Consider the following 20,762-nt stretch of genomic DNA (forward strand, 5'->3'; position numbering starts at 1 on the left):
GCAGAAGATGAGTGATTGGAAAAAACGCACCAAGGCCGTGCATCAGGGCATCCGCCGCAGCCAGTATGGCGAGGTCAGCGAAGCCATCTTCATGACGCAAGGCTTTGTCTATGATAGCGCCGAGGCTGCCGAGGCGCGGTTCATCAAGACAGGTGACGACGAATTCATCTACGCCCGCTACGGCAACCCCACCGTCGCAATGTTCGAGGACCGGATCGCCGCCCTTGAAGGGACCGAGGATGGCTTTGCCACGGCTTCAGGCATGGCTGCGGTGCATGGCGCGCTGACCTCCATGCTCAAGGCGGGCGATCATGTCGTGTCCGCACGCGCGCTGTTCGGGTCGTGTCTTTACATCCTGCAAGAGGTGCTGACGCGTTACGGGGTCGAGGTGACGTTCGTCGATGGCACCGATCTGGGCGCATGGCAGGCCGCGATCCGGCCCGATACCAAGGTCGTGTTCTTCGAGAGTATCTCGAACCCGACGCTGGAAGTCGTCGACATCAAGGCGGTCGCCGAACTGGCCCATGCGCGGGGCGCGCTGGTGATGGTGGACAACGTGTTCTCGACCCCCGTGTTTTCGGACGCGGTGGCGCTGGGCGCGGATGTCGTGATCTATTCCGCGACCAAGCATATCGACGGGCAGGGGCGGGCCTTGGGCGGGGTCATTCTGGGCACGCGCGATTTCATCCGTGGCACGGTCGAGCCGTTCATGAAACATACCGGCGGGTCGATGTCGCCGTTTACCGCATGGCTGATGCTCAAGGGGCTGGAGACGATGGACCTGCGCGTGCGTGCGCAGGCGGCCAGCGCGCAGCATATCGCAGAGTCGCTGGCAGCGGACGGCGCGGTGCGCGTGATCTATCCCGGTCTGCCCGATCATCCGCAACATGCGCTGACGATGGCGCAGATGGGGTCGGGCGGCACGGTTCTGGCGATTGATGCCGGATCGAAAGACGCGGCCTTTGCCTTGCTGAACCGGCTCGAGATTTTCACGATCTCGAACAATCTGGGTGATGCCAAGTCGATTGTCACCCATCCCGCAACAACGACGCATCAGCGGCTGGATGCTGCGACGAAACAGGCTTTGGGGATCACCCCGGGCCTGATACGCTGCAGCATCGGTCTGGAAGACGCGGACGATCTGTTGGGCGATCTGCGGGCCGCGATTGGCGGGTAAGAGTGTCACATGCTGCAGCGTATCAAGGATGAAATCGTCTTTTGCGCTGTCGGTCTCTGGATTATCGGCACGATGCGGCGCGAATGGCTGCGGCTGGTCTTTCGCCAACTGAAATACGGGCTGCTGCGCGTGCGGGTCGCGGTGCCGCGTCTGGCGAACGAGAAATTCCTCTGGCGCAAGGCCTTTGACCACGACCCGCGCTTTGCCATCGTCACCGACAAGCTGGCGGCCAAGGACTGGGTCGCCGCGCAGGGGATCGCGGCCATGATGCCGCAGACCCTGTGGTCGGGCACTGATGCCAATGATATCCCCGACGACCTCTGGCAGCGGCCGATCTATATCAAGGCCATGCATGGCTGCCAGATGAACATCCCGGTGCTGACCCCGCCCGAGGACCGCGCCGCCGTGATCGCGGCCGCCAATGCCTTTGTGACCCGCGAACATGGCGCGCGGCAGCGGCAATGGGCCTATAGCCAGGTGCCCCGCGCCCTGATCGCGGAAGAGGTGATCAGCCCGGGCACGGAACTGATGGAGGTGAAGTATTACACCTACGGCCCTATCGTCGAACAATTCATCCTGCGCCGGGCTGGCCCGCCGGTGACGGCTGCGCGCTGGCTGCGGCAGGCGGATGGCAGTTTCATCCGGTCCAATCAACCGACGGTCATCAGCAAGATCATCGACGGGACGCCTCTGCCCGACGTGGTTTACAAGGGGCTGGCGCTGGCCGTTGAAATCGGCGCGCTCTTTGACCATATGCGGGTAGACACCTTGATGGACGGGGACGACGTCTATCTGGGGGAACTCACGGTCTACAACATCGCGGGACGGGTGCATCTGCACGGGGACAAGGTTGACGATTACCTCAACCGGTCATGGGACCTGCGGCGCAGCTGGTTTCTGTCGATCCCGCAGCCGGGGTGGCGCGGTCTTTATGCCGCAGCCTTGCGCCGAAAACTGGACCGGACGGCGCTGGCTGGCAAACCGACCGCAATTCCCGCAGGATAGGTGCGATCCTGAGCACACGGTTCTGGCGCCTTTTCCACAAGGGACGACACAGCGATGACCGACCTGCGCGCCGATTTGTTACGTTTCTGCCGCAGCATGTCTGGACATGCGCCGCAGCCGCGCCATCTTCGCAAGGCGGATGCACCACGAGAGGGTCTAGATATGAATATCCACGCACGCGACATGGACCGTCAGCCAACGCGCTCCGACGCCGAAGCAGCCCTTGCGCTTTTGCGGCGCTGGGCGGGCGATGTCACGCCCGAAGAAGTGGCGACGCTTGATCCACTGGTATCGCGTCTGATCCCCGGACAAGAAGTATCGAACTACCCCGCGCTTGCCCGCGCCTACCCCGAGGATTTCGCGGTGGACGAGGCCTACAAAGCCTCCATGCCCGACCTGCAGAATGGCCCGTCCAGCCTGATCAAGGGTGCCAAGCGGCAGATCCAGCATGTCGGCATTTCCAACTTTCGGCTTCCGATAAGGTTCCGTACCCGTGACAACGGTGATCTGACGCTGGAAACCTCGGTGACGGGCACCGTGTCGCTGGAAGCGGAAAAGAAGGGCATCAACATGTCCCGCATCATGCGGACATTCTACAAACATGCCGAGGAAACCTTCAGCTTCGAGGTGATCGAACGCGCGCTTGATGCCTACAAGACCGATCTGGACAGTTTTGACGCCCGCATCCAGATGCGGTTCAGCTTTCCGATGAAGGTGCAAAGCCTGCGGTCGGGGCTGGCTGGCTACCAATATTACGATATCGCATTGGAACTGGTCGAAAGTGCCGGTGTGCGCAAGAAGATCGTGCATCTGGATTACGTCTATTCCTCCACCTGCCCCTGTTCGCTGGAACTGTCCGAACATGCCCGCCAGTTCCGCGGGCAACTGGCCACGCCGCATTCGCAGCGGTCGGTCGCGCGAATCTCGGTGCTGGTCGAAGACGGCCCCTGCCTGTGGTTCGAGGACCTGATCGAACATGCCCGCGCTGCCGTGCCGACCGAGACGCAGGTCATGGTCAAGCGCGAGGATGAACAGGCGTTTGCCGAACTCAACGCCGCCAATCCGATCTTTGTGGAAGATGCGGCACGTCTGTTCACTGAACAGTTGCAACTGGACCCGCGCGTGTCCGATTTCCGCGTGATCGCCAGCCATCAGGAAAGCCTGCACAGCCATGACGCGGTGTCGGTGCTGACCGAAGGCGCGACCTTTGCCGCCGAAAGTCTTGATCCACGGCTTTTCGCCTCGCTTTTCCACGTCGGGTGACAAGGTGCAGGGTGGGTCCCGACCCACCTTACCACCAGCCCTTGAAGCCCCCCGTCTGCGCGCATAGTGTCGGGGGCAATGATGAAGTCGGACATTCGTCCAGCAGAGAGGCATGACCATGCAAGACCCCGTCGAAACCTACATGAACCTTGTGCCCATGGTGGTCGAACAGACCGCACGCGGCGAACGCGCCTATGACATCTTTTCGCGCCTGCTGAAGGAACGGATCATCTTTCTCAACGGTCCCGTTCACGACGGGATGAGTCAGTTGGTCGTCGCGCAATTGCTGCATCTGGAATCGGAAAACCCGAAGAAGGAAATCAGCATGTATATCAACAGCCCCGGTGGTGTCGTGACCTCGGGCCTGTCGATCTATGACACGATGCAATACATCAAGCCCAAGGTCAGCACGCTGGTGATCGGGCAGGCGGCCTCCATGGGGTCGCTTTTGCTGACAGCGGGGCATCCCGGCATGCGCTTTTCGCTGCCCAACAGCCGCGTCATGGTCCACCAGCCATCGGGCGGCTATCAGGGACAGGCGACGGATATCATGATCCACGCCGCCGAGACGCAAAAGCTCAAGACCCGTTTGAACGAAATCTACGTCAAACACACCGGCCAGCCGCTGAAGAAAGTCGAAACCGCGCTGGAACGCGACAATTTCATGTCGCCCGAAGAGGCCAAGGACTGGGGCCTCATCGACGAGATCGTGGTGAACCGTGAAAAATCGTCCGAGTGATTTCGGGATGTTCACCATGCTGAAAAAGTGACCAGAGGGCAGGTCATTTTGACATTGTAGACCTTGGCGGGCTGTCCTAGTGTCAAAGCAGGGCAGCCCGTTCAGGTTTTGGCGGGCCTACAGGCCAAGAGGGTTGATATGGCGACGACGACCGGAAACGACAGCAAAAACACGCTTTACTGTAGCTTCTGCGGCAAGAGCCAGCATGAGGTGCGCAAGCTGATCGCCGGTCCGACGGTGTTCATCTGTGATGAATGCGTCGAACTCTGCATGGATATCATCCGCGAGGAAACCAAGGCGTCAGGCCTGAAATCCGGCGAAGGTGTGCCCACACCGGCCGAAATCTGCAGCGTTCTCGATGATTATGTGATCGGGCAGGTCCATGCCAAACGTGTGCTGTCTGTGGCCGTCCACAACCATTACAAGCGCCTGAACCACGCTGACAAATCCGATATCGAATTGTCGAAATCCAACATCATGCTGATCGGGCCGACCGGCTGCGGCAAGACGCTGCTGGCACAGACGCTGGCGCGCATTCTGGACGTGCCGTTCACCATGGCCGATGCTACCACCCTGACCGAAGCCGGTTATGTCGGTGAGGATGTCGAGAACATCATCCTGAAACTGCTTCAGGCCTCTGAATACAACGTCGAGCGCGCACAGCGCGGCATCGTCTATATCGACGAGGTCGACAAGATCACCCGCAAGTCCGACAACCCCAGCATCACCCGTGATGTCTCGGGTGAAGGCGTGCAGCAGGCCCTGCTCAAGATCATGGAAGGCACCGTGGCTTCGGTGCCGCCGCAGGGTGGGCGCAAGCATCCACAGCAGGAATTCCTGCAAGTGGACACGACCAATATTCTGTTCATCTGCGGCGGGGCTTTTGCCGGCCTCGACAAGATCATCGCGCGGCGCAGCAAGGGGTCCGGCATGGGCTTTGGCGCGGACGTCAAAGACGTGGACGAACGCGGCATCGGCGAGGTGTTTCAGGATCTCGAACCCGAGGATCTGTTGAAATTCGGCCTGATCCCCGAATTTGTCGGCCGTCTGCCTGTGATCGCCACGCTGACCGATCTGGACGAAGACGCGCTGATCACCATCCTGACCAAGCCCAAGAACGCGCTGGTCAAGCAATACCAGCGCCTGTTCGAGCTGGAGAACACCAAGCTCACCTTCACCGAAGATGCGCTGACCGCCATCGCCAAACGCGCGATCAAGCGCAAGACAGGCGCGCGCGGGTTGCGGTCGATCATGGAAGGCATCCTGCTTGACACGATGTTCGACCTGCCCGGCATGGACACCGTGACCGAGGTCGTCGTGAACGAAGAGGCGGTGACATCCGACGTCGCGCCCCTGATGATCCACGACGATGTGAAGAAAAAGGAATCCGCGACAGCGGGTTGACGCATCAGCAATGGTGGCTCCCGGTCCATGGGAGCCTCCGGCGGGGATATTTTCTTCTCGGAAGATGCGGCAGGGTCGGCGCGGCTGCACAGGGCAGAGTACTGGACCTTTCTGGCGCGATAGGGCATGACAGCCGCAGTTTACCGGAGACGCAGCATGGGCCTTGGTCATTCAATCAAACGCATTTTCACGTGGTGGGACGGCCAGACCTATGGCACCCAGCTGTGGACCAGCCGCAAAGGGTTGCGGGTGGGTGAAGATCAGCAGGGTAACATCTATTACCGCAACGCTGACGACAGCCGCCGCTGGGTGATTTACAACGGCGAAATCGAAGGGTCGCGCGTCAGCCCCGACTGGCACGGATGGCTGCACCGGACATGGGATGAACCGCCGACAGAGGCGCCCCTGTCGCACAAGACCTGGGAAAAACCGCATCAGGCGAACCTGACCGGCACGGTCGCGGCCTATGCGCCTGCCGGGTCGATCCGCCGTGTGACGCCAGCTGACCGCAAGGATTACGAAGCCTGGACGCCTGAATAGGGACGTGATGCGCCTTTTTGCGACTTTTGCCTGTCTTTTGCTGTCCGCCCCGCTTGCCGCCCAAGAGGTCGTTTCGGGCATTGGCGGAGAGATCCGTGTTCTTGACAAGTTGACAGGCGCCGTCACTGATCTGACGCTTGCCAATGGTCAGTCCGAGAGCATCGGTGTCTTGTCGGTCATGTTGGGCGACTGCCGTTATCCCGCAGATAACGTGGCAGGCGACGGATACGCCAGGCTGATCATTCACTACCGCGACAGCGTCACGCCGATCTTTTCGGGCTGGATGCTCGCATCATCCCCGGCGTTGAACGCATTGGATCATCCGCGCTATGATGTCTGGACGTTGCGCTGCATGACCGCGCTTGATGACGGCACTGCATCCGAGAACGCGGCGGATTGAACGACGGCGGCTGCCAGTTGCTGGTGATATTGTCGGCGCGGAATCTCGATCGCACCCAGACTGGCCAGATGCGGTGTCAGGAATTGCGTGTCGAAGAGCACGAACCTCCCCCGGCGCAGATTGTCGATCAGATAGGCCAGCGCGACCTTTGACGCATCGGTTGCGCGGCTGAACATGCTTTCACCGAAAAAGGCAGCCCCGATGCGGATGCCGTAGACGCCGCCGACCAACCTGTCGTCCTGCCAGACCTCGACCGAATGGGCGTGGCCCTGTTGATGCAGGCGCAGGTACAGATCACGGATCGTCGGGTTGATCCATGTCTCCGGGCGGTCCGCACAGCCGTCGACGACATCGGCGAAGGCTGTGTCGAAACTGACGCGGAAATGCCCGCGCCGGATGCTGCGTCCAAGGCTGCGGCTGATACGGAACCGGTCCAGCGGAAAAACGCCCCGCATCCGCGGATCGACCCAGAAAATATCCGGGTCGTCGCGGCTTTCGGACATCGGGAACACCCCCAGACGATAGGCTTGCAGCACAAGCGCGGGCGTCAGGGGAAGGTCCGTGTCCCGCACGTCAGGACAGGTGGGTTTCCAGCCAGTGTTCCAGCCAGTGGATGTTGTAATCCCCCGACTGTACGGCCGGTTCCGCCAGCAGCGCATGGAACAATGGGATGGTCGTGTCCACGCCATCGACAATCAGCTCGCCCAAGGCGCGCCCCAGACGCGCCAGCGCCTCTGGCCGGTCCCGGCCATGCACGATCAACTTGCCGATCAGGCTGTCGTAATAGGGCGGGATGCGGTAGCCATCATACAGCGCGCTGTCCATCCGCACGCCAAGACCGCCCGGCGCATGATATTGCGTGATCGTGCCGGGGCAGGGCGCGAAATTGGGCAGTTTTTCCGCGTTGATCCGCACCTCTATGGCGTGGCCGTTGATCTTGAGATCGTCTTGCGTGAACGACATCGGCAGGCCGGAGGCGACGCGCAGCTGTTCGCGCACCAGATCGACGCCAAAGATCGCCTCGGTCACGGGATGTTCGACCTGCAAACGCGTGTTCATCTCGATGAAGTAGAATTCATCGTTTTCGAACAGGAATTCGATCGTGCCCGCGCCGATGTAGTTGATCGCAGCCACGGCATCGGCGCAGACCTTGCCAATGCGCGCGCGCAATTCGGGGGTGATGATGGGGCCGGGGGCCTCTTCCAACACCTTCTGGTGGCGGCGTTGCAGCGAACAATCGCGTTCGCCCAGATGCACGGCATTGCCCTTGCCGTCGCCGAACACCTGAATTTCGATATGGCGCGGCGTGGTCAGGTATTTCTCGATATAGACTTCGTCGTTGCCAAAGGCGGCTTTCGCCTCGGACCGGGCGGAATGAAAGGCTTTTTCCATGTCGGCGGCAGTCAGCGCCACCTTCATGCCGCGCCCGCCGCCACCGGCCGTGGCCTTGATGATGACGGGATAGCCGATCTCCTCGCCCACGCGCTGCGCATCTTTCAGCGTCGGCACGCCGCCGTCCGACCCGGGCACGCAAGGCACGCCAAGCGCCTTCATCGTGTCCTTGGCGGTGATCTTGTCGCCCATGATCCGGATATGTTCGGCGGTGGGGCCGATGAAGGTCAGGCCATGATCCTCGACCGCCTGCACAAAGGCCGCGTTTTCCGACAGAAAGCCGTAACCGGGGTGGATCGCCTGCGCGCCGGTGATTTCACAGGCGGAAATGATCGCCGGAAACGACAGATAGCTTTGCGCCGAAGACGGGGGGCCGATGCAGATCGCCTCGTCGGCCATGCGCACATGCATCGCGTCGCTGTCGGCGGTGGAATGTACGGCCACGGATTTCACGCCCATTTCGCGGCAGGCGCGCACGACACGCAGGGCGATTTCGCCCCGGTTCGCAATCAGGATTTTTTCAAACATCGCAGCCTCTATTCGATGATGACAAGAGGTGCGCCGAATTCGACAGGGCCGCCGTCTTCGACGAGGATGCGGCGGACCGTGCCCGCGCGGGGGGCGGGGATATGGTTCATGGTTTTCATGGCTTCGATGATCAGGATCGTGTCGCCTTCGCGCACGCTTTGCCCGATCGTCACGAAGGGGGCGGCGTTCGGTTCCGGCGACATGTAGACGGTGCCGACCATCGGGGATGTCACGGCACCCGGATGGCTGGCGGGGTCTGCCGTGCTGCTGGCAGCGGGCGCCGCGGCGGCAGCTTGTGCGGCGGCCACCGGTGCGGCGGCGGGTGCGCTGGCCTGCACCATGGTCTGGGTATGGCGGCTGACGCGCACGTTCAGGCTGTCGTTTTCGCCGTAATCCCGCTTGACCTGCAGTTCTGTCAAATCGTTCTGGCGCAGCAATTCTGCCAGCGCCTGAATAAAGCTGACATCGCTATCGTGAGAGGTTTTATTGCTCATTTGATCCTCGGCCCGTTGCCCATCGTTCAATGCCCGTTTGATACGGGCTTGTCACATCCTGTCCGCTTATAGGGTAAGCGGACCATGGTGGGAAGCGGCAGAGGCGCAAAATGCGCAACCTTGCGTCAAGGTTTCAGGATTCGGACCGGTCGCTTTCGGCGGGCAGCAGGCCTGCGGTATCGGCGTCGGGTTTGTCGGCAGGCAGCATCGGCACCCCATAAGGGCGCAGTACGCGGTCATCGGGCAGTATTTCGCCGGGGTCTTCGGCAAAGCCGCCATCCTGCAATCGCGCAGCGACCGCCTGTGCCACAAAAGGGCGTTCCGGCGGCAATGTGGCTGGTGCCTGCGCCGATCTGACCGGGGGCACCACAGTATCGGGCACCTGCCGGGGCTGTGCAGCATAGGGCACGGCGGCTGGCGACGTCGGCGTCATTTGCAGCGAAGTATCCATGGCTCTCATCCATAGCGGGAAAGATATTGCCACAGAATCCTCCTTGAACCTGAACAAGACGTTAATGGCGCTGGGTTTGTTGCCTTGCATTTTAACGGTTTGCGGCCGCCGCTATGTCAAGGTTGTGACCTCCTGTCGGTAAATCTTGTCAATACGGCCGTGCCGTTCCAGACTGTGCCAGCAGATACCAGGCAGGATCACATGACCACACAGCGCATGACCGGCACGCGGATCCGCGAAAAGCGGATGGATCTGGGGCTGCGGCAAGCGGCCGTGGCCGAGGCCGTGGGCGTATCGCCGTCTTATCTCAACCTGATCGAACATAACCGTCGCCGGATTGGCGGCAAACTCCTTGCCGATATCGCCCGCGCGCTTGGTGTGGAAACGCACAGCCTGTCGGACGGCGCTGACCGCGACCTGCTGGATCAATTGCGCAACGCTGCGGCGCTTGCAGGAGACAGGGCCGAGGTCGCGCGCGCGGAAGAACTCGTCGCGCGGTTTCCGGGCTGGGCGGAGCTGGTCACAATGCAGGCGCGTCGTCTTGCGTCGCAGGATGAACGGGTGCGCGCGCTGACCGACCGGATGGCGCATGACCCGTTTCTGGCGACGGCGCTGCATGACTTGATTTCGGCGGTCACATCGATCCGGTCGACGGCGGCGATCCTTGTCAGTCAGGAACAGATCGACGCGGATTGGCAGCGGCGCTTTCACGAAAACATCCACAACGACAGTCTGCGCCTTGGCAAAAGCAGTGAGGCGCTGATCGCCTATCTGGATGCGCCCGAGGAATCGAACCAGTCATCGGACACCCCGACAGGGCAGGTTGATGATTTCCTCGCGCGCAATGGCTATCATCTGGCTGCGCTGGAAGATGGCAGCGCGGCACCCGGCGATATTGTGGCGCAATCCGGGCTGACAGGGGCAGCGGCGGCGCTGCTTGCCGGGATCTGCGCGCAATACGCCGCGGATGCGCAGGCCCTGCCGCGCGTGCCGTTCGCAGAGGCCGCCGCCGCATGTGGCTATGATCCTGCCCAGCTTGCCGTGCAATTCGGTGTTGATTTCGCGACGATCCTGCGCCGTCTGCCGTGCCTGCCCCCGGATGCCGGGCATCCGCCGATGGGCCTTGCGGTTTGCGATGCGTCGGGCGCGTTGCTTTATCTCAAGCCTGTGCCGGGCTTTGCGATGCCTGCGACAGGGGGGGCCTGCCCGCTCTGGCCATTGTTCGGGGCGCTGAGCCGCCCCAGCCAGCCGCTCCGCGCCGAGGCGATCTTGCCCGGACCCGCCGCCCAACGCCTGTTGTGCTATGCCATCGCGGTGCCGATGGCGGTGCCGCATTTCGACATGCCGCCGGTGTTGCGCAGCACCATGCTCGTTCTGCCCGACATGGCCGAAGGCACAGCGCAGCCGGTGCCGGTCGGGGTGTCCTGCCGCATCTGCCCGCGCGCAGCCTGCGCCAGCCGCCGTGAACCGGCCATCGTCGGGACGGCAACTGCGCTTTGACAGCCTGCACCGAAAGGGTGATAGTCGTGCTTAGGGAGGCCGCGCGCCAGCGTGGTGACATATGGGGAGGCGATGAGATGGGCAAGCGCGTCCTTCTGATCGAGGATGAGCCGAACATCATCGAGGCGATCGGTTTCATCCTGTCGCGCGACGGCTGGACCGTCTATACACATCAGGACGGCCATACCGCGATGGCCAAGGTGCTGGCGCTGCCGCCGGACATGATCATCCTCGATGTCATGCTGCCGGGGCGCAGCGGCTTCGAGATTTTGCGCGAATTGCGCAGCACAGACGTGACCAAGGACATTCCCGTCATGATGCTGACCGCCCGCGGTCAGGAAAAGGACCGCGACCTCGCCTTGCGGCTGGGGGCCAACCATTTCATGACCAAGCCCTTTTCCAACAGCGACGTGCGCGACTATGTGCGCGCCATGATGGACGCATGAAACCGCCCGCCAAACCGCCCGTGTTTCTGGAGCGGGCCAGCTATCGGCAGCGGCGGCTGGGCGATGCGGGGCGGTTCCTGCCCGTGCTGGGGGCGGTCTTGTGGCTGATCCCGTTGCTCTGGGCCTCTGACGGCCCAGAGACGCCGTCCAAGGCGGGCATGGTCACGTATATCTTTGTGATCTGGCTGGTGCTGATCGGACTGGCCGCCGTGCTGTCGCGTCTCTTGCCTGACACCGACCAGCCATCCGACGACACGCGGCGGTAATGGTTTCCTTCAATATCCTGATCCTTGTGTCGCTCAGCTATGTCGCGGTGCTGTTCTGGGTGGCGTTTCTGGCCGAGAGGCGGGCAGCGACAGGCCGTGCGAACTGGCTGCGCTCGCCGGTGATCTACACCCTGTCGCTCAGCATATATTGCACGGCCTGGACCTTTTACGGCGCCGTCGGTTATGCCGCGCGATCGGGGCTGGAGTTCGTGACGATCTACCTTGGCCCGACGCTGGTGATGGTGGGCTGGTGGTGGGTCCTGCGGCGGCTGGTGCGGATCGGACGGGCGCAACGGATCACGTCGATCGCCGACCTGATTTCGTCGCGCTTTGGCAAATCGCGGCTCTTGGGGGTGATCGTCACGCTGATCGCCGTGGTCGCGGCCACACCCTATATCGCGCTGCAGATCCAGTCGGTCACCCTGTCCTTGGCTGTCTTCGCCGAGCACGAGGGCGCCTTCTGGACCGACGGCGATTTTGCACGCGCCGCGATGTGGTTCGCGGGTGGGCTCGCGGTCTTTACCATCCTGTTCGGCACCCGCAACCTTGACGCCAACGAACGCCACCACGGGATCGTCATGGCCATCGCGGTCGAGGCGGTCGTCAAGCTTTTCGCGCTGGTCGCGGTCGGCGTTTTTGTCGTCTGGGGTCTTGGCGGCGGCGCTGCGCAGATGATGGCGCGGATCGACGCGGCAAATCTCGACCTCTGGGACCAAAGCGGGAGCCGCTGGGTCGGGCTGATCTTCGTGTCGGCGGCGGCCTTCATCTGCTTGCCACGCATGTTTCAGGTGATGGTCGTCGAGAACGACGACGAATCCCATCTGCGCGTCGCAAGCTGGGCCTTTCCCGCCTATCTGCTCGCGATGAGCCTGTTCGTCGTGCCCATCGCCGTGATGGGGCTGGAACTGATGCCCGCAGGCAGCAACCCCGACCTTTTCGTGCTGACCCTGCCGCTGAGCCAGGGCGCGAACGGTCTGGCGATGCTGTCGTTTCTGGGCGGGTTTTCGTCGGCAACCTCGATGGTGATCGTGGCGACCATCGCGCTCGCGACGATGGTATCGAACCACATTGTCGTGCCTTTGTGGTTCGCGTTGCAGGATGACCAGCAAGGCGCGTTGCCGGGCGATGTGCGCCAGTTGACGCTGCTTGCGCGGCGGCTGTCCATCGCAGGGGTGCTGGCGCTGGGGTTCATCTATTACCGGCTGTCCGGGGGCGGGACGGCGCTGGCGGCGATCGGGCTGATCTCTTTTGCCGGATCGGCGCAGGTGCTGCCTGCATTGATCGGCGGCATCTTCTGGCGTGGGGCGACGCGTCCTGCGGCGGCGGCGGGTCTGCTGACGGGGCTGGTCGTCTGGCTCTGGACGATGTTCCTGCCAAGCTTCGGCCCCGGTGCCGTGATCCCGGCTGCGGTCTTTGCCGATGGGCCTTTCGGGATCGGCTGGCTGCGTCCAGAGGCTCTTTTCGGGATCGGCGGGATCGACCCCCTGGTCCATGGCATCCTGTGGTCGATGCTGCTGAATGCGGTGGTCTTTGTCGGGGTCTCTCTGGTGACTTTCCCCTCGCCGCTCGAACGGCTGCAAGGGGCGCAATTCGTCAATGTGTTCGATCATTCCGCGGGCACGCGTACCTGGTCGCGGCCTGTCGCAGATGCCGAAGACCTGCTGCTGATGTCCCAGCGGATCATCGGCCGGACCGAGGCACAGCGGATCTTTGCCCGTGAGGCCGCCCGCCAGGGCACGCCCGGCCGGTTGCCCAAGGCGACCCCTGATTTCATCGCGCGGCTGGAACGCGAACTGGGCGGGTCCGTGGGGGCCGCGACCGCCCATGCGATGATCGGGCAGTTGACGGGCGGCAGCGGCGTGTCGGTCGAAGACCTGATCGCCGTGGCCGATGAGGCGGCGCAGATCCTCGAATATTCCAACCGGCTGGAGGCGAAATCCGCCGAACAGGAAGCGACCGCGCGCGCGCTCCGCGATGCCAATGCCAAGCTGACGGCGCTCTCGATCCAGAAAGACGCTTTTCTCAGCCAGATCAGCCATGAATTGCGCACGCCGATGACCTCGATCCGGTCGTTTTCGGAAATCCTGCGCGATGGCGGGCTATCGGCAGAGGACCACAGCCGGTACGCGGGCATCATCCTCGACGAATCGATCCGCTTGTCGCGGCTGCTGGACGATCTTCTCGACCTGTCGGTGCTGGAAAACGGGCAGGTCGTGCTGCGCCCGCAGACGGGGCGGCTGTCGGCGTTGCTGGACCGGGCCATTGCGGCTGCGGGTCTGCACGAGCGTAACCTGACCATCCTGCGCGACCGCGATGCCGAGGATATTGAGATCACCGCCGATCTGGACCGTCTGGTGCAGGTGTTCATCAACCTGATCTCGAACGCGGCCAAATATTGCGATGCAAAGAACCCCGCGCTGACGATCCGCATCAGTCGCGCCAAAGGCCAGCACCGGATCGATTTTCTGGACAACGGCATCGGGATCGCGGCGCAGAACCAGGAACTGATCTTCGAAAAATTTTCGCGCCTTGCCGATGAATCCAAGGCAGGCGGCGCGGGCCTTGGCCTTGCGATCTGCCGCGAGATCATGCGCCGCCTGCAAGGCGATATCATCTACCTGCGCGGCACCTCCGGCACGGCATTCCGCGTGACCCTGCCGATGGTGTCCGAACCGGTCGCATCTTAGCGGAAAAGTAACCTATGGCGGCCTAATCTCGGGCAGACCCAAGGCAGGCGCATGACTGACAGCTCACATATCTCCATTCTGCGGCGAATGGCGGGGCAGGCCGTTGGTGCAGCCCCCGCCAGCCCCCTGACCACATCGCGCGCCGTGAAACTGGCGCTGGTCAAGGCGGCGACCGATGCGGCGGGCCTTGTGCTGCGGGTCGCCAGCACGGCGGATGACGTGGGCCGGCTGGATGACTTGCTGGGCCGGCTGGATCCGGGGCTGATGCTGGTCGGGCTGGACCGGCAGGGTGCATTGGCTGGTTTCGTCAGTATCGACATGCAATTGCGCGCCGCCGTCGTCGAAATGCAGACAACGGGCCGCTTGCTTGACCTTGCCGCCGACGACCGCCCTGCCACCGGCACCGACAAGGCGCTGTGCGATCCGTTGCTTGCGGCGTTCCTGACCGCCTTGCCCCCGGCGGTGACGGGCACTGCCTATGAAGGCTGGGTCGATGACGTGACCCCCGGTGACCGGCTGGCCGACAGCCGCCTTGCGGGATTGCTGCTGGCCGACGGGGACTACCGCGTGTTGCGGATGACTGTCGAGCTGGGCACCGGCGACCGCCAGGGCGAGGTGATGCTTGCCCTGCCGACGCTGGCCGCGCCGCCAGCCCCCGAAACAGCGGCCCCTGTGGTCGATTGGGATACAGCCTTTGCCACTGCGGTGCAGGATGCGCCCGCCAGCCTGACGGCGCGGCTGCACCGTTTCAAGATGCCGCTGGGGCAGGCGCAATCCTTGCAGGTGGGGCAGGTCGTGCCGTTGCCCGGCTGTACCGTCAATTCCGTTCGGTTGATCGCGCCGGATGGGCGGTCCGTGGCGCAGGCGAAACTCGGGCAGCTTGCGGGCCACCGCGCCGTGCGGATCGAACTGGCACCCAGCGCGGAAATGCATGATCTTGTCAATGATGGCGGGTCCGATATGGCGCTGCCGCATGATCTGAGCGCCGGATCAGAGATGGACATAATGGCAGACGTCTGAGGGCAGACACCTGCGCAAAAACTGAAGCCGACGCTGCAAGATATATTGTAACTGACAGATAAGAAAGGATAAAAAGCAGCATAATTGTGCGCACCCGGTCCGGTCCGCTAGTCTGTGGGCATCGTCACCTGCGGAGTCGCCAATGAAAACACTTGTCATCCTGACCCTTTGTCTGATCGCGCTTGGTGCCACGGCGATTGCTGTCGGTGCGTTTCTTCCCGCCACGCGGGACGGCACGGCCATGCGCAGTTTCGACGCCGCGCCGGACCTTGTGCGCAGCGTCATCCGCGACATTGACAGCCAGCCTGCATGGCGCGCCAAGGTCGCGGCCATCGCGCCGGGGCCAGACGGCAGGTGGACCGAAGTCACGACCGACGGCGAAAGAATCACCTTTCAGATCGTCGAGGACAGCGCGACCACGATCGCCTTGTCGTTCGAAAGCACGCGCGGATATATAGGCCGCTGGGCGGCTGATTTGACAGCGGCCGGGACGGACAGGACCTTGTTGACAGTTACGGAACAGGCGACCACCCCGTCGCCAATCGGTCGCATCCTGTCGCGGCTTTTCTTTGATCCCGTGGCCTTTGCCGCTACTTATCTCGACGAACTCGGTGCCGAGGTCGCACGGCGCAGCAGCGACAGAGGTGACAGATGAAGACCCCGACGAAACGCCCGACCGACTGGCGGAAACGGTTCGACAGCGCAAAGCCACCCAAGACGGTGCTGCTGCACACCGATTTCGCCGGGATCAAGGCGGGCAGCATGATGTATATCGGATCGCCCGGCGTTTTCGCCAATTACATCGCCCGAATTCCGGCGGGACAGACACGCACGATCAGCCGGATGCGCAACGAACTTGCCCGTCGCAACGATGCGGTGGCGACCTGCCCGGTGACGACGGCGATCTATCTCAAGGTCGTCGTCGAGGTGGCGCTTGACGACATGGCCCACGGCAAGCCGAGCGATGCGGTGGTGCCGTTCTGGCGCGTCATCGAACCGGGCAGCAAGATCGCCAAACGCTTGTCCTGCGATGACAGCGTGATCGCGGATTTGCGTGCGATCGAGGCGGCTGGCGGGCCCGACGATTGATGACCGAACGAACGCTGGAGAGGCCGGAAATGACACTTATCCCCACGCTGACAACCGCGCGGCTGCGGCTCCGGCCGATGACGTTCGACGATTGGACGCCATATGTCACGCTGATGACCTCTGATCGCGCCCGCTACATGGGTGGGCCGTTCTCGATCAATGGCGCTTGGGGCATGTTCTGCGCGGATCACGCCCAATGGGACCTGTTCGGTTGCGGGGCCTTAATGGTGGAGGCGCAGGCAACCGGAGCCTGCGTGGGGCAGGTAGCGATCAACGCAGGCCCGCTGTTTCCTGAACATGAAATTGGCTGGATGGTGTATTCCGGCCATGAAGGGCAGGGTTTCGCCTTCGAGGCGGCGACCACCCTGCGTGACTGGGCCGCGCATGACCGGGGCCTCGCGACGCTGGTCAGCTACGTCGATCCGGCGAATGTCCGGTCTTGCCGGCTTGCAGAACGAATGGGCGCGACGCTGGATGATACGGCGTCGCGCCCTGATCCGGACGATCTGGTCTACCGGCATTTCGGCTGAGCGGCGCTTACGCTTTCGCGAGCGTGTCCAACTGCCCGCGCATGCCGCCAAGATCGTACCCGGCCTTTGCAGTGGCGGCGATGATGGCATCCGTCGGCATCTTGCCCGCTTGCCCCAGCGACCACACGATCGACGATCGCGTGCCTGATGCGCAATAGGCCAGCACCGGACCTGATGACGCAGCAGCGGCAGCCATCTGGGCGTCGACCATACCCATGTTGAGGCCCTGATGGGTCACTGGGTTGATGGCAAAGGCAATCCCTGCCGCCTCTGCCGCAGCTGCGACCGTTGCGGCCTGATGCGATGGCGGCACTTCGGCGTCGGGCCGGTTGCAGATGATCGTGGTGAAACCGGCAGCCGCGATCGCCGGTATATCCTCGACCGCGATCTGGGGTGTGACCGCATAGTCGGGGGTGATGTGTCGGATATCCATAATCGTCCTCTTATGTTGCGGGCAATGCGCGGTCGAAACGGACCCGCAGCCCCGGTGTCAGCACCATACCTGTCAGCATCGCGATCACAAAGACAAGACCGCCCGCGCCGCCATAGCTGAGAGAGGCGATGGCAGGCCCAGGGCACAACCCGGCAAGACCCCATCCCGCACCGAACAAGGTCGATCCGATCACGAGATTGCGCCCGATCCGTGGTTCGGGCGGTGTCGGGAACGCGGCCGCCAGCACGGGCTTGCGCCCGATGGTGAACCGCCACGCGATGGCCATGGGAATGATCGCCCCGCCCATCACGAAGGCCAGCGTCGGGTCCCAGTCGCCGAACACATCCAGCCAGCCCTGCACCTTGGTGGTGTCGGTCATGCCCGAAATCAGCAGGCCCAGCCCGAACAGGCTCCCTGTCAGAAAAGAAACAACGACGCGCATCAGATCACCCCCAGCACATGTTTGAACAGGACCATCGTCAGACCGCCCGCGCCGATATAGAAGGCCGTCGCCACGATGCCGCGCAACGACAGACGCGAAATCCCGCAGACCCCGTGGCCGGACGTGCAACCATTGGCCAGCCGCGTGCCGATACCCACCAGCAGGCCCGCCGCGATGATGACGACCCAATTGCCGGTCAGGTTCGTTTCCGACCCGCCGATGGCCGCGGCGGCGATGGCCGGCACGATGAACAGCCCCGCGATCAACGCGGCCCGTTCCTGCCAGTCACTGCGCCCGCTGCCGTCGACCAGCCCGCCGATGATGCCAGAGGCCCCCATGACGCGGCCGTTGACCAGCAGGAACAAAGCCCCCGCCATCCCGATCAGCCCACCGCCGATCAGGCCCAAGATCCAGTCTTGTTGCATTGTCTTTCCTTATGTTCTTGCGATCAAAGCTGGTTGATCGGCACTTTGAAATAGCGCGCGCCGTTGTCTTCGGGTTCGGGCAGATTGCCTGCGCGCATGTTGGTCTGCAGCGATGGCAGGATCAGCCGTGGCATGCCTAGTTGCGCATCCCGCGTGGTGCGCATCGACACGAAATCCTCCAGCGGTTTGCCCGCGCCGACATGGATGTTCATCGCCTTCTGTTCGCCAACGGTGGTTTCCCAGGCGAATTCATCGCGACCGGGGGCCTTGTAATCATGGCCCACGAAAATCCGCGTCTCGTCGGGCAGGGCGAGGATTTTCTGGATCGAATTGTAAAGATCTGTCGCCGACCCGCCGGGGAAATCGCAGCGCGCTGTGCCGAAATCGGGCATGAACAGCGTATCGCCGACAAAGGCGGCATCGCCGATCACATAGGTCAGGCAAGCGGGCGTGTGGCCGGGGGTGTGCAGCACATCGGCGCGCAACTGGCCGATGTGGAACGTGTCGCCTTCCTTGAACAGCGCATCGAATTGCGATCCGTCCCGCTGGAATGCGGTGCCTTCGTTAAATATCTTGCCGAACGTGTCCTGCACGATTGTGATATTAGCGCCGATGCCGATCTTGCCGCCCAGATGCTCTTGCAGGTAGGGCGCGGCGGACAGATGGTCCGCATGCACATGGCTTTCGAGGATCCAGGCGACGCTGAGCCCCTGATCCTTGACCCAGGCGATGATCGCGTCAGCCGATGTCGTATCGGTGCGCCCTGCGGCGGGGTCATAGTCCAGAACGCTGTCAACAATCGCGCAGGCGCTGCCTTGCGGCTCGCGCACCACGTAGGAAATCGTGTTGGTGGCTTCATCGAAGAAGGCTTTGACTTCAGGTTTCATGTTGATTCTCCTTTGTGAACATAGAATAAGGGTTCCTGAAAACATTTCAATGTTGGAATGTGTAAAAAATGCCTGTAGGGTTACGCTATGAGCCAAGCAACCGATTTCCAACTGGATCCGATGGATGCCGCAGCGAACGAAGCCGCGGATCTGCTCAAGGCGTTGTCCAACGCGGGGCGTCTGCGTATTCTTTGCGCGCTGGTGCCGGGCGAAATGTCGGTGGGCGATCTTGAAAAGGCGCTTGGCGCCAGCCAATCCTATGTGTCGGGCCAATTGCTGCGGTTGCGCAGCGAAGGTCTGGTGTCCTGCACCCGCGACGGGCGGAATATCCGCTACCGCCTGGCGGATCCGCGTGTGCGCCCCCTGCTCGAACGCGTCTACGAGATTTTCTGCCCCGTCGCATAGGCTGCCAGTTCGGCCCTTGCGACCTGCCTGCGATGCACGGCGTCCGGCCCGTCCGCCAGCCGCAGGGTCCGCAGATGCGTCCATTGCCGCGCCAGCGGGGTATCCTGCGACACGCCTGCCGCGCCGAACATCTGTACCGCCATATCGGTGATCTTCAGCGCCACGGCGGGGGCCACAACCTTGATCTGGCTGATCCATGGTGCGGCGGCGCGTTTGTCGCCTTGGTCCATCATCCACGCGGCCTTAAGGCAGAGCAGGCGGGCCTGTTCGATCTCCATCCGCGCGGTGGCGATCAGGTCGTAATTTTCGCCCAGTTCCGCCAGAGGCTTGCCGAATGCCGTGCGGCTGACCGACCGTTCGCACATCAGCGCCAGCGCCTTTTCGGCCTGCCCGATGGCGCGCATGCAATGGTGGATGCGGCCGGGGCCAAGGCGGCCTTGCGCGATCTCGAATCCGCGCCCTTCGCCCAGCAGCAGATGGTCGGCAGGCACGCGGACATTGTCATAGCGGAAATGCATATGGCCGTGGGGGGCGTCGTCGTGGCCGTACACCTCCATCGCGCGCAGCTTGATGATGCCGGGCGTATCAGCAGGGACCACGATCATCGCATGGCGCTGGTGCTTGGGCGCGTCATCGCTGGTGCGTACCATGACGATATGCACCGCACAGCGCGGATCACCCGCACCAGTTGCCCACCATTTCTCGCCGTTCAGCACATAATCATCGCCGTCGCGCACGCAGGTCATGGCGATATTGGTGGCATCCGAACTGGCGACATCGGGTTCGGTCATCAGATAGGCCGACCTTATCTCGCCCGCCATCAGCGGTTTCAGCCAGCGGGTTTTCATCGCGTCGGTGCCGTAGCGCGCAAAAACCTCCATATTGCCGGTGTCCGGCGCATTGCAGTTGAACACCTCGGCGGCAAGGTGGCTTTTGCCCATTTCCTCGGCCAGATAGGCATATTCGACGGTGTTCAGGCTGGGACCATCGCGGAACGTGTCCCAGAAATTCCACAGGTCGCGGTCCCGCGCCTTGGCCTTCAGCCCTTCCAATATCTCGGTCTGGCGGGGCGTGAATTGCCAACGGTCGCCGATACCGACCTCGGCCAGAAACTCCGCATCGAGTGGTGCGATTTCATCCGCGATCATCGCCTTGACGGCGGCAAGCACGGGTTTGAGCCGTGCGGTCTGTCCCAGGTCCATGATGATCCTCCCCCGACGTCATGGTGCATTGCAGGCG

General features: G+C 62.7%; 25 protein-coding genes. 16 read left to right on the plus strand and 9 right to left on the minus strand.

Annotated elements, in window-relative coordinates; all coding sequences use genetic code 11:
- Positions 1 to 7 precede the first annotated feature (7 nt).
- The 7 genes from metZ (at position 8) to H147_RS0112315 (ending at position 6,528) form a co-directional block, all read left to right on the plus strand.
- Positions 8 to 1,177 (plus strand): O-succinylhomoserine sulfhydrylase, encoded by a 1,170-nt coding sequence (gene metZ, locus H147_RS0112285; RefSeq protein WP_026352470.1) that lies wholly within the window; start codon positions 8 to 10, stop codon positions 1,175 to 1,177.
- A gap of 9 nt (positions 1,178 to 1,186) precedes the next feature.
- A complete protein-coding gene (locus H147_RS20360) occupies positions 1,187 to 2,182 on the plus strand; it encodes an ATP-grasp fold amidoligase family protein (RefSeq protein ID WP_019955668.1) in 996 nt (331 codons plus the stop codon).
- 162 nt (positions 2,183 to 2,344) lie between these two features.
- Complete coding sequence (folE2, locus tag H147_RS0112295; protein ID WP_026352471.1) at positions 2,345 to 3,445, plus strand: GTP cyclohydrolase FolE2; 1,101 nt, start codon at positions 2,345 to 2,347, stop codon at positions 3,443 to 3,445.
- Positions 3,446 to 3,563: 118 nt separating this feature from the next.
- Positions 3,564 to 4,184 carry an ATP-dependent Clp protease proteolytic subunit gene (locus tag H147_RS0112300; protein ID WP_026352472.1) on the plus strand — a complete coding sequence of 207 codons (621 nt, stop codon included), beginning with the start codon at positions 3,564 to 3,566 and terminating at the stop codon, positions 4,182 to 4,184.
- Positions 4,185 to 4,322: 138 nt separating this feature from the next.
- Positions 4,323 to 5,588 (plus strand): ATP-dependent Clp protease ATP-binding subunit ClpX, encoded by a 1,266-nt coding sequence (clpX, locus tag H147_RS0112305; RefSeq protein ID WP_019955671.1) that lies wholly within the window; start codon positions 4,323 to 4,325, stop codon positions 5,586 to 5,588.
- A 156-nt stretch (positions 5,589 to 5,744) separates the two neighbouring features.
- Positions 5,745 to 6,128 carry an NADH:ubiquinone oxidoreductase subunit NDUFA12 gene (locus H147_RS0112310; protein WP_019955672.1) on the plus strand — a complete coding sequence of 128 codons (384 nt, stop codon included), beginning with the start codon at positions 5,745 to 5,747 and terminating at the stop codon, positions 6,126 to 6,128.
- A 7-nt stretch (positions 6,129 to 6,135) separates the two neighbouring features.
- Positions 6,136 to 6,528, plus strand: coding sequence for a DUF2155 domain-containing protein (locus H147_RS0112315; RefSeq protein WP_019955673.1), 393 nt, complete (start codon positions 6,136 to 6,138; stop codon positions 6,526 to 6,528).
- Here the strand turns inward: H147_RS0112315 and aat are convergent.
- The 4 genes from aat to H147_RS19685 form a co-directional block, all read right to left on the minus strand.
- The gene (aat, locus tag H147_RS0112320; protein WP_019955674.1) at positions 6,456 to 7,100 is read right to left on the minus strand and encodes a leucyl/phenylalanyl-tRNA--protein transferase; all 645 of its coding nucleotides are present in this window, start codon (positions 7,098 to 7,100) and stop codon (positions 6,456 to 6,458) included. The genes H147_RS0112315 and aat overlap by 73 nt on opposite strands.
- A 1-nt stretch (position 7,101) precedes the next feature.
- Positions 7,102 to 8,448, minus strand: coding sequence for an acetyl-CoA carboxylase biotin carboxylase subunit (accC, locus tag H147_RS0112325; RefSeq protein WP_019955675.1), 1,347 nt, complete (start codon positions 8,446 to 8,448; stop codon positions 7,102 to 7,104).
- Positions 8,449 to 8,456: 8 nt separating this feature from the next.
- Complete coding sequence (gene accB, locus H147_RS0112330; RefSeq protein WP_019955676.1) at positions 8,457 to 8,942, minus strand: acetyl-CoA carboxylase biotin carboxyl carrier protein; 486 nt, start codon at positions 8,940 to 8,942, stop codon at positions 8,457 to 8,459.
- Positions 8,943 to 9,075: 133 nt separating this feature from the next.
- Positions 9,076 to 9,393 carry a hypothetical protein gene (locus H147_RS19685; protein ID WP_019955677.1) on the minus strand — a complete coding sequence of 106 codons (318 nt, stop codon included), beginning with the start codon at positions 9,391 to 9,393 and terminating at the stop codon, positions 9,076 to 9,078.
- A gap of 201 nt (positions 9,394 to 9,594) precedes the next feature.
- Between H147_RS19685 and H147_RS0112340 the strand changes: the two genes are divergently transcribed.
- The 8 genes from H147_RS0112340 to H147_RS0112375 all read left to right on the plus strand — a co-directional run bounded on the left by H147_RS0112340 (position 9,595) and on the right by H147_RS0112375 (position 16,931).
- Positions 9,595 to 10,893, plus strand: coding sequence for an XRE family transcriptional regulator (locus tag H147_RS0112340; protein ID WP_019955678.1), 1,299 nt, complete (start codon positions 9,595 to 9,597; stop codon positions 10,891 to 10,893).
- Between the two features lie 77 nt (positions 10,894 to 10,970).
- Positions 10,971 to 11,339: a response regulator transcription factor gene (locus H147_RS0112345; protein WP_019955679.1), complete on the plus strand. Its 369-nt coding sequence runs from the start codon at positions 10,971 to 10,973 to the stop codon at positions 11,337 to 11,339.
- Positions 11,336 to 11,605 carry a hypothetical protein gene (locus tag H147_RS19690; protein ID WP_019955680.1) on the plus strand — a complete coding sequence of 90 codons (270 nt, stop codon included), beginning with the start codon at positions 11,336 to 11,338 and terminating at the stop codon, positions 11,603 to 11,605. The genes H147_RS0112345 and H147_RS19690 overlap by 4 nt, the downstream gene beginning before the upstream one ends.
- Positions 11,605 to 14,292, plus strand: coding sequence for an ATP-binding protein (locus H147_RS0112355; RefSeq protein ID WP_019955681.1), 2,688 nt, complete (start codon positions 11,605 to 11,607; stop codon positions 14,290 to 14,292). Before H147_RS19690 ends, H147_RS0112355 begins: the two co-directional genes overlap by 1 nt.
- Positions 14,293 to 14,343: 51 nt before the next feature.
- Entirely contained in the window at positions 14,344 to 15,312 is a 969-nt protein-coding gene (locus H147_RS0112360; protein WP_245541141.1) for a FliM/FliN family flagellar motor switch protein, read from the plus strand.
- A 142-nt stretch (positions 15,313 to 15,454) separates the two neighbouring features.
- Complete coding sequence (locus tag H147_RS0112365; RefSeq protein ID WP_019955683.1) at positions 15,455 to 15,967, plus strand: hypothetical protein; 513 nt, start codon at positions 15,455 to 15,457, stop codon at positions 15,965 to 15,967.
- Positions 15,964 to 16,401: a hypothetical protein gene (locus H147_RS19695; protein ID WP_019955684.1), complete on the plus strand. Its 438-nt coding sequence runs from the start codon at positions 15,964 to 15,966 to the stop codon at positions 16,399 to 16,401. Before H147_RS0112365 ends, H147_RS19695 begins: the two co-directional genes overlap by 4 nt.
- Positions 16,401 to 16,931, plus strand: a complete 531-nt coding sequence (locus H147_RS0112375; protein ID WP_245541142.1) for a GNAT family N-acetyltransferase — start codon at positions 16,401 to 16,403, stop codon at positions 16,929 to 16,931. Before H147_RS19695 ends, H147_RS0112375 begins: the two co-directional genes overlap by 1 nt.
- Before the next feature lie 7 nt (positions 16,932 to 16,938).
- Here H147_RS0112375 and H147_RS0112380 read toward each other — a convergent pair whose 3' ends face one another.
- Genes H147_RS0112380 through H147_RS0112395 form a run of 4 tightly spaced genes read right to left on the minus strand, consistent with a single transcriptional unit; the run spans position 16,939 to position 19,118 of the window.
- Positions 16,939 to 17,364: a protein tyrosine phosphatase family protein gene (locus tag H147_RS0112380; protein WP_019955686.1), complete on the minus strand. Its 426-nt coding sequence runs from the start codon at positions 17,362 to 17,364 to the stop codon at positions 16,939 to 16,941.
- 10 nt (positions 17,365 to 17,374) lie between these two features.
- The gene (locus tag H147_RS0112385) at positions 17,375 to 17,806 is read right to left on the minus strand and encodes a DUF6691 family protein (RefSeq protein ID WP_019955687.1); all 432 of its coding nucleotides are present in this window, start codon (positions 17,804 to 17,806) and stop codon (positions 17,375 to 17,377) included.
- Entirely contained in the window at positions 17,806 to 18,231 is a 426-nt protein-coding gene (locus H147_RS0112390) for a YeeE/YedE family protein (RefSeq protein WP_019955688.1), read from the minus strand. The genes H147_RS0112385 and H147_RS0112390 overlap by 1 nt, the downstream gene beginning before the upstream one ends.
- Before the next feature lie 23 nt (positions 18,232 to 18,254).
- Complete coding sequence (locus H147_RS0112395) at positions 18,255 to 19,118, minus strand: MBL fold metallo-hydrolase (protein ID WP_019955689.1); 864 nt, start codon at positions 19,116 to 19,118, stop codon at positions 18,255 to 18,257.
- 87 nt (positions 19,119 to 19,205) lie between these two features.
- Between H147_RS0112395 and H147_RS0112400 the strand changes: the two genes are divergently transcribed.
- The gene (locus tag H147_RS0112400) at positions 19,206 to 19,523 is read left to right on the plus strand and encodes an ArsR/SmtB family transcription factor (RefSeq protein WP_019955690.1); all 318 of its coding nucleotides are present in this window, start codon (positions 19,206 to 19,208) and stop codon (positions 19,521 to 19,523) included.
- Here H147_RS0112400 and H147_RS0112405 read toward each other — a convergent pair.
- Positions 19,496 to 20,725: an acyl-CoA dehydrogenase family protein gene (locus H147_RS0112405; RefSeq protein ID WP_019955691.1), complete on the minus strand. Its 1,230-nt coding sequence runs from the start codon at positions 20,723 to 20,725 to the stop codon at positions 19,496 to 19,498. The two genes, H147_RS0112400 and H147_RS0112405, sit on opposite strands and share 28 nt — an antisense overlap.
- Positions 20,726 to 20,762 lie beyond the last annotated feature (37 nt).

Origin of the sequence: Yoonia vestfoldensis DSM 16212, assembly GCF_000382265.1 — a bacterium.
GTDB lineage: Bacteria > Pseudomonadota > Alphaproteobacteria > Rhodobacterales > Rhodobacteraceae > Yoonia > Yoonia vestfoldensis.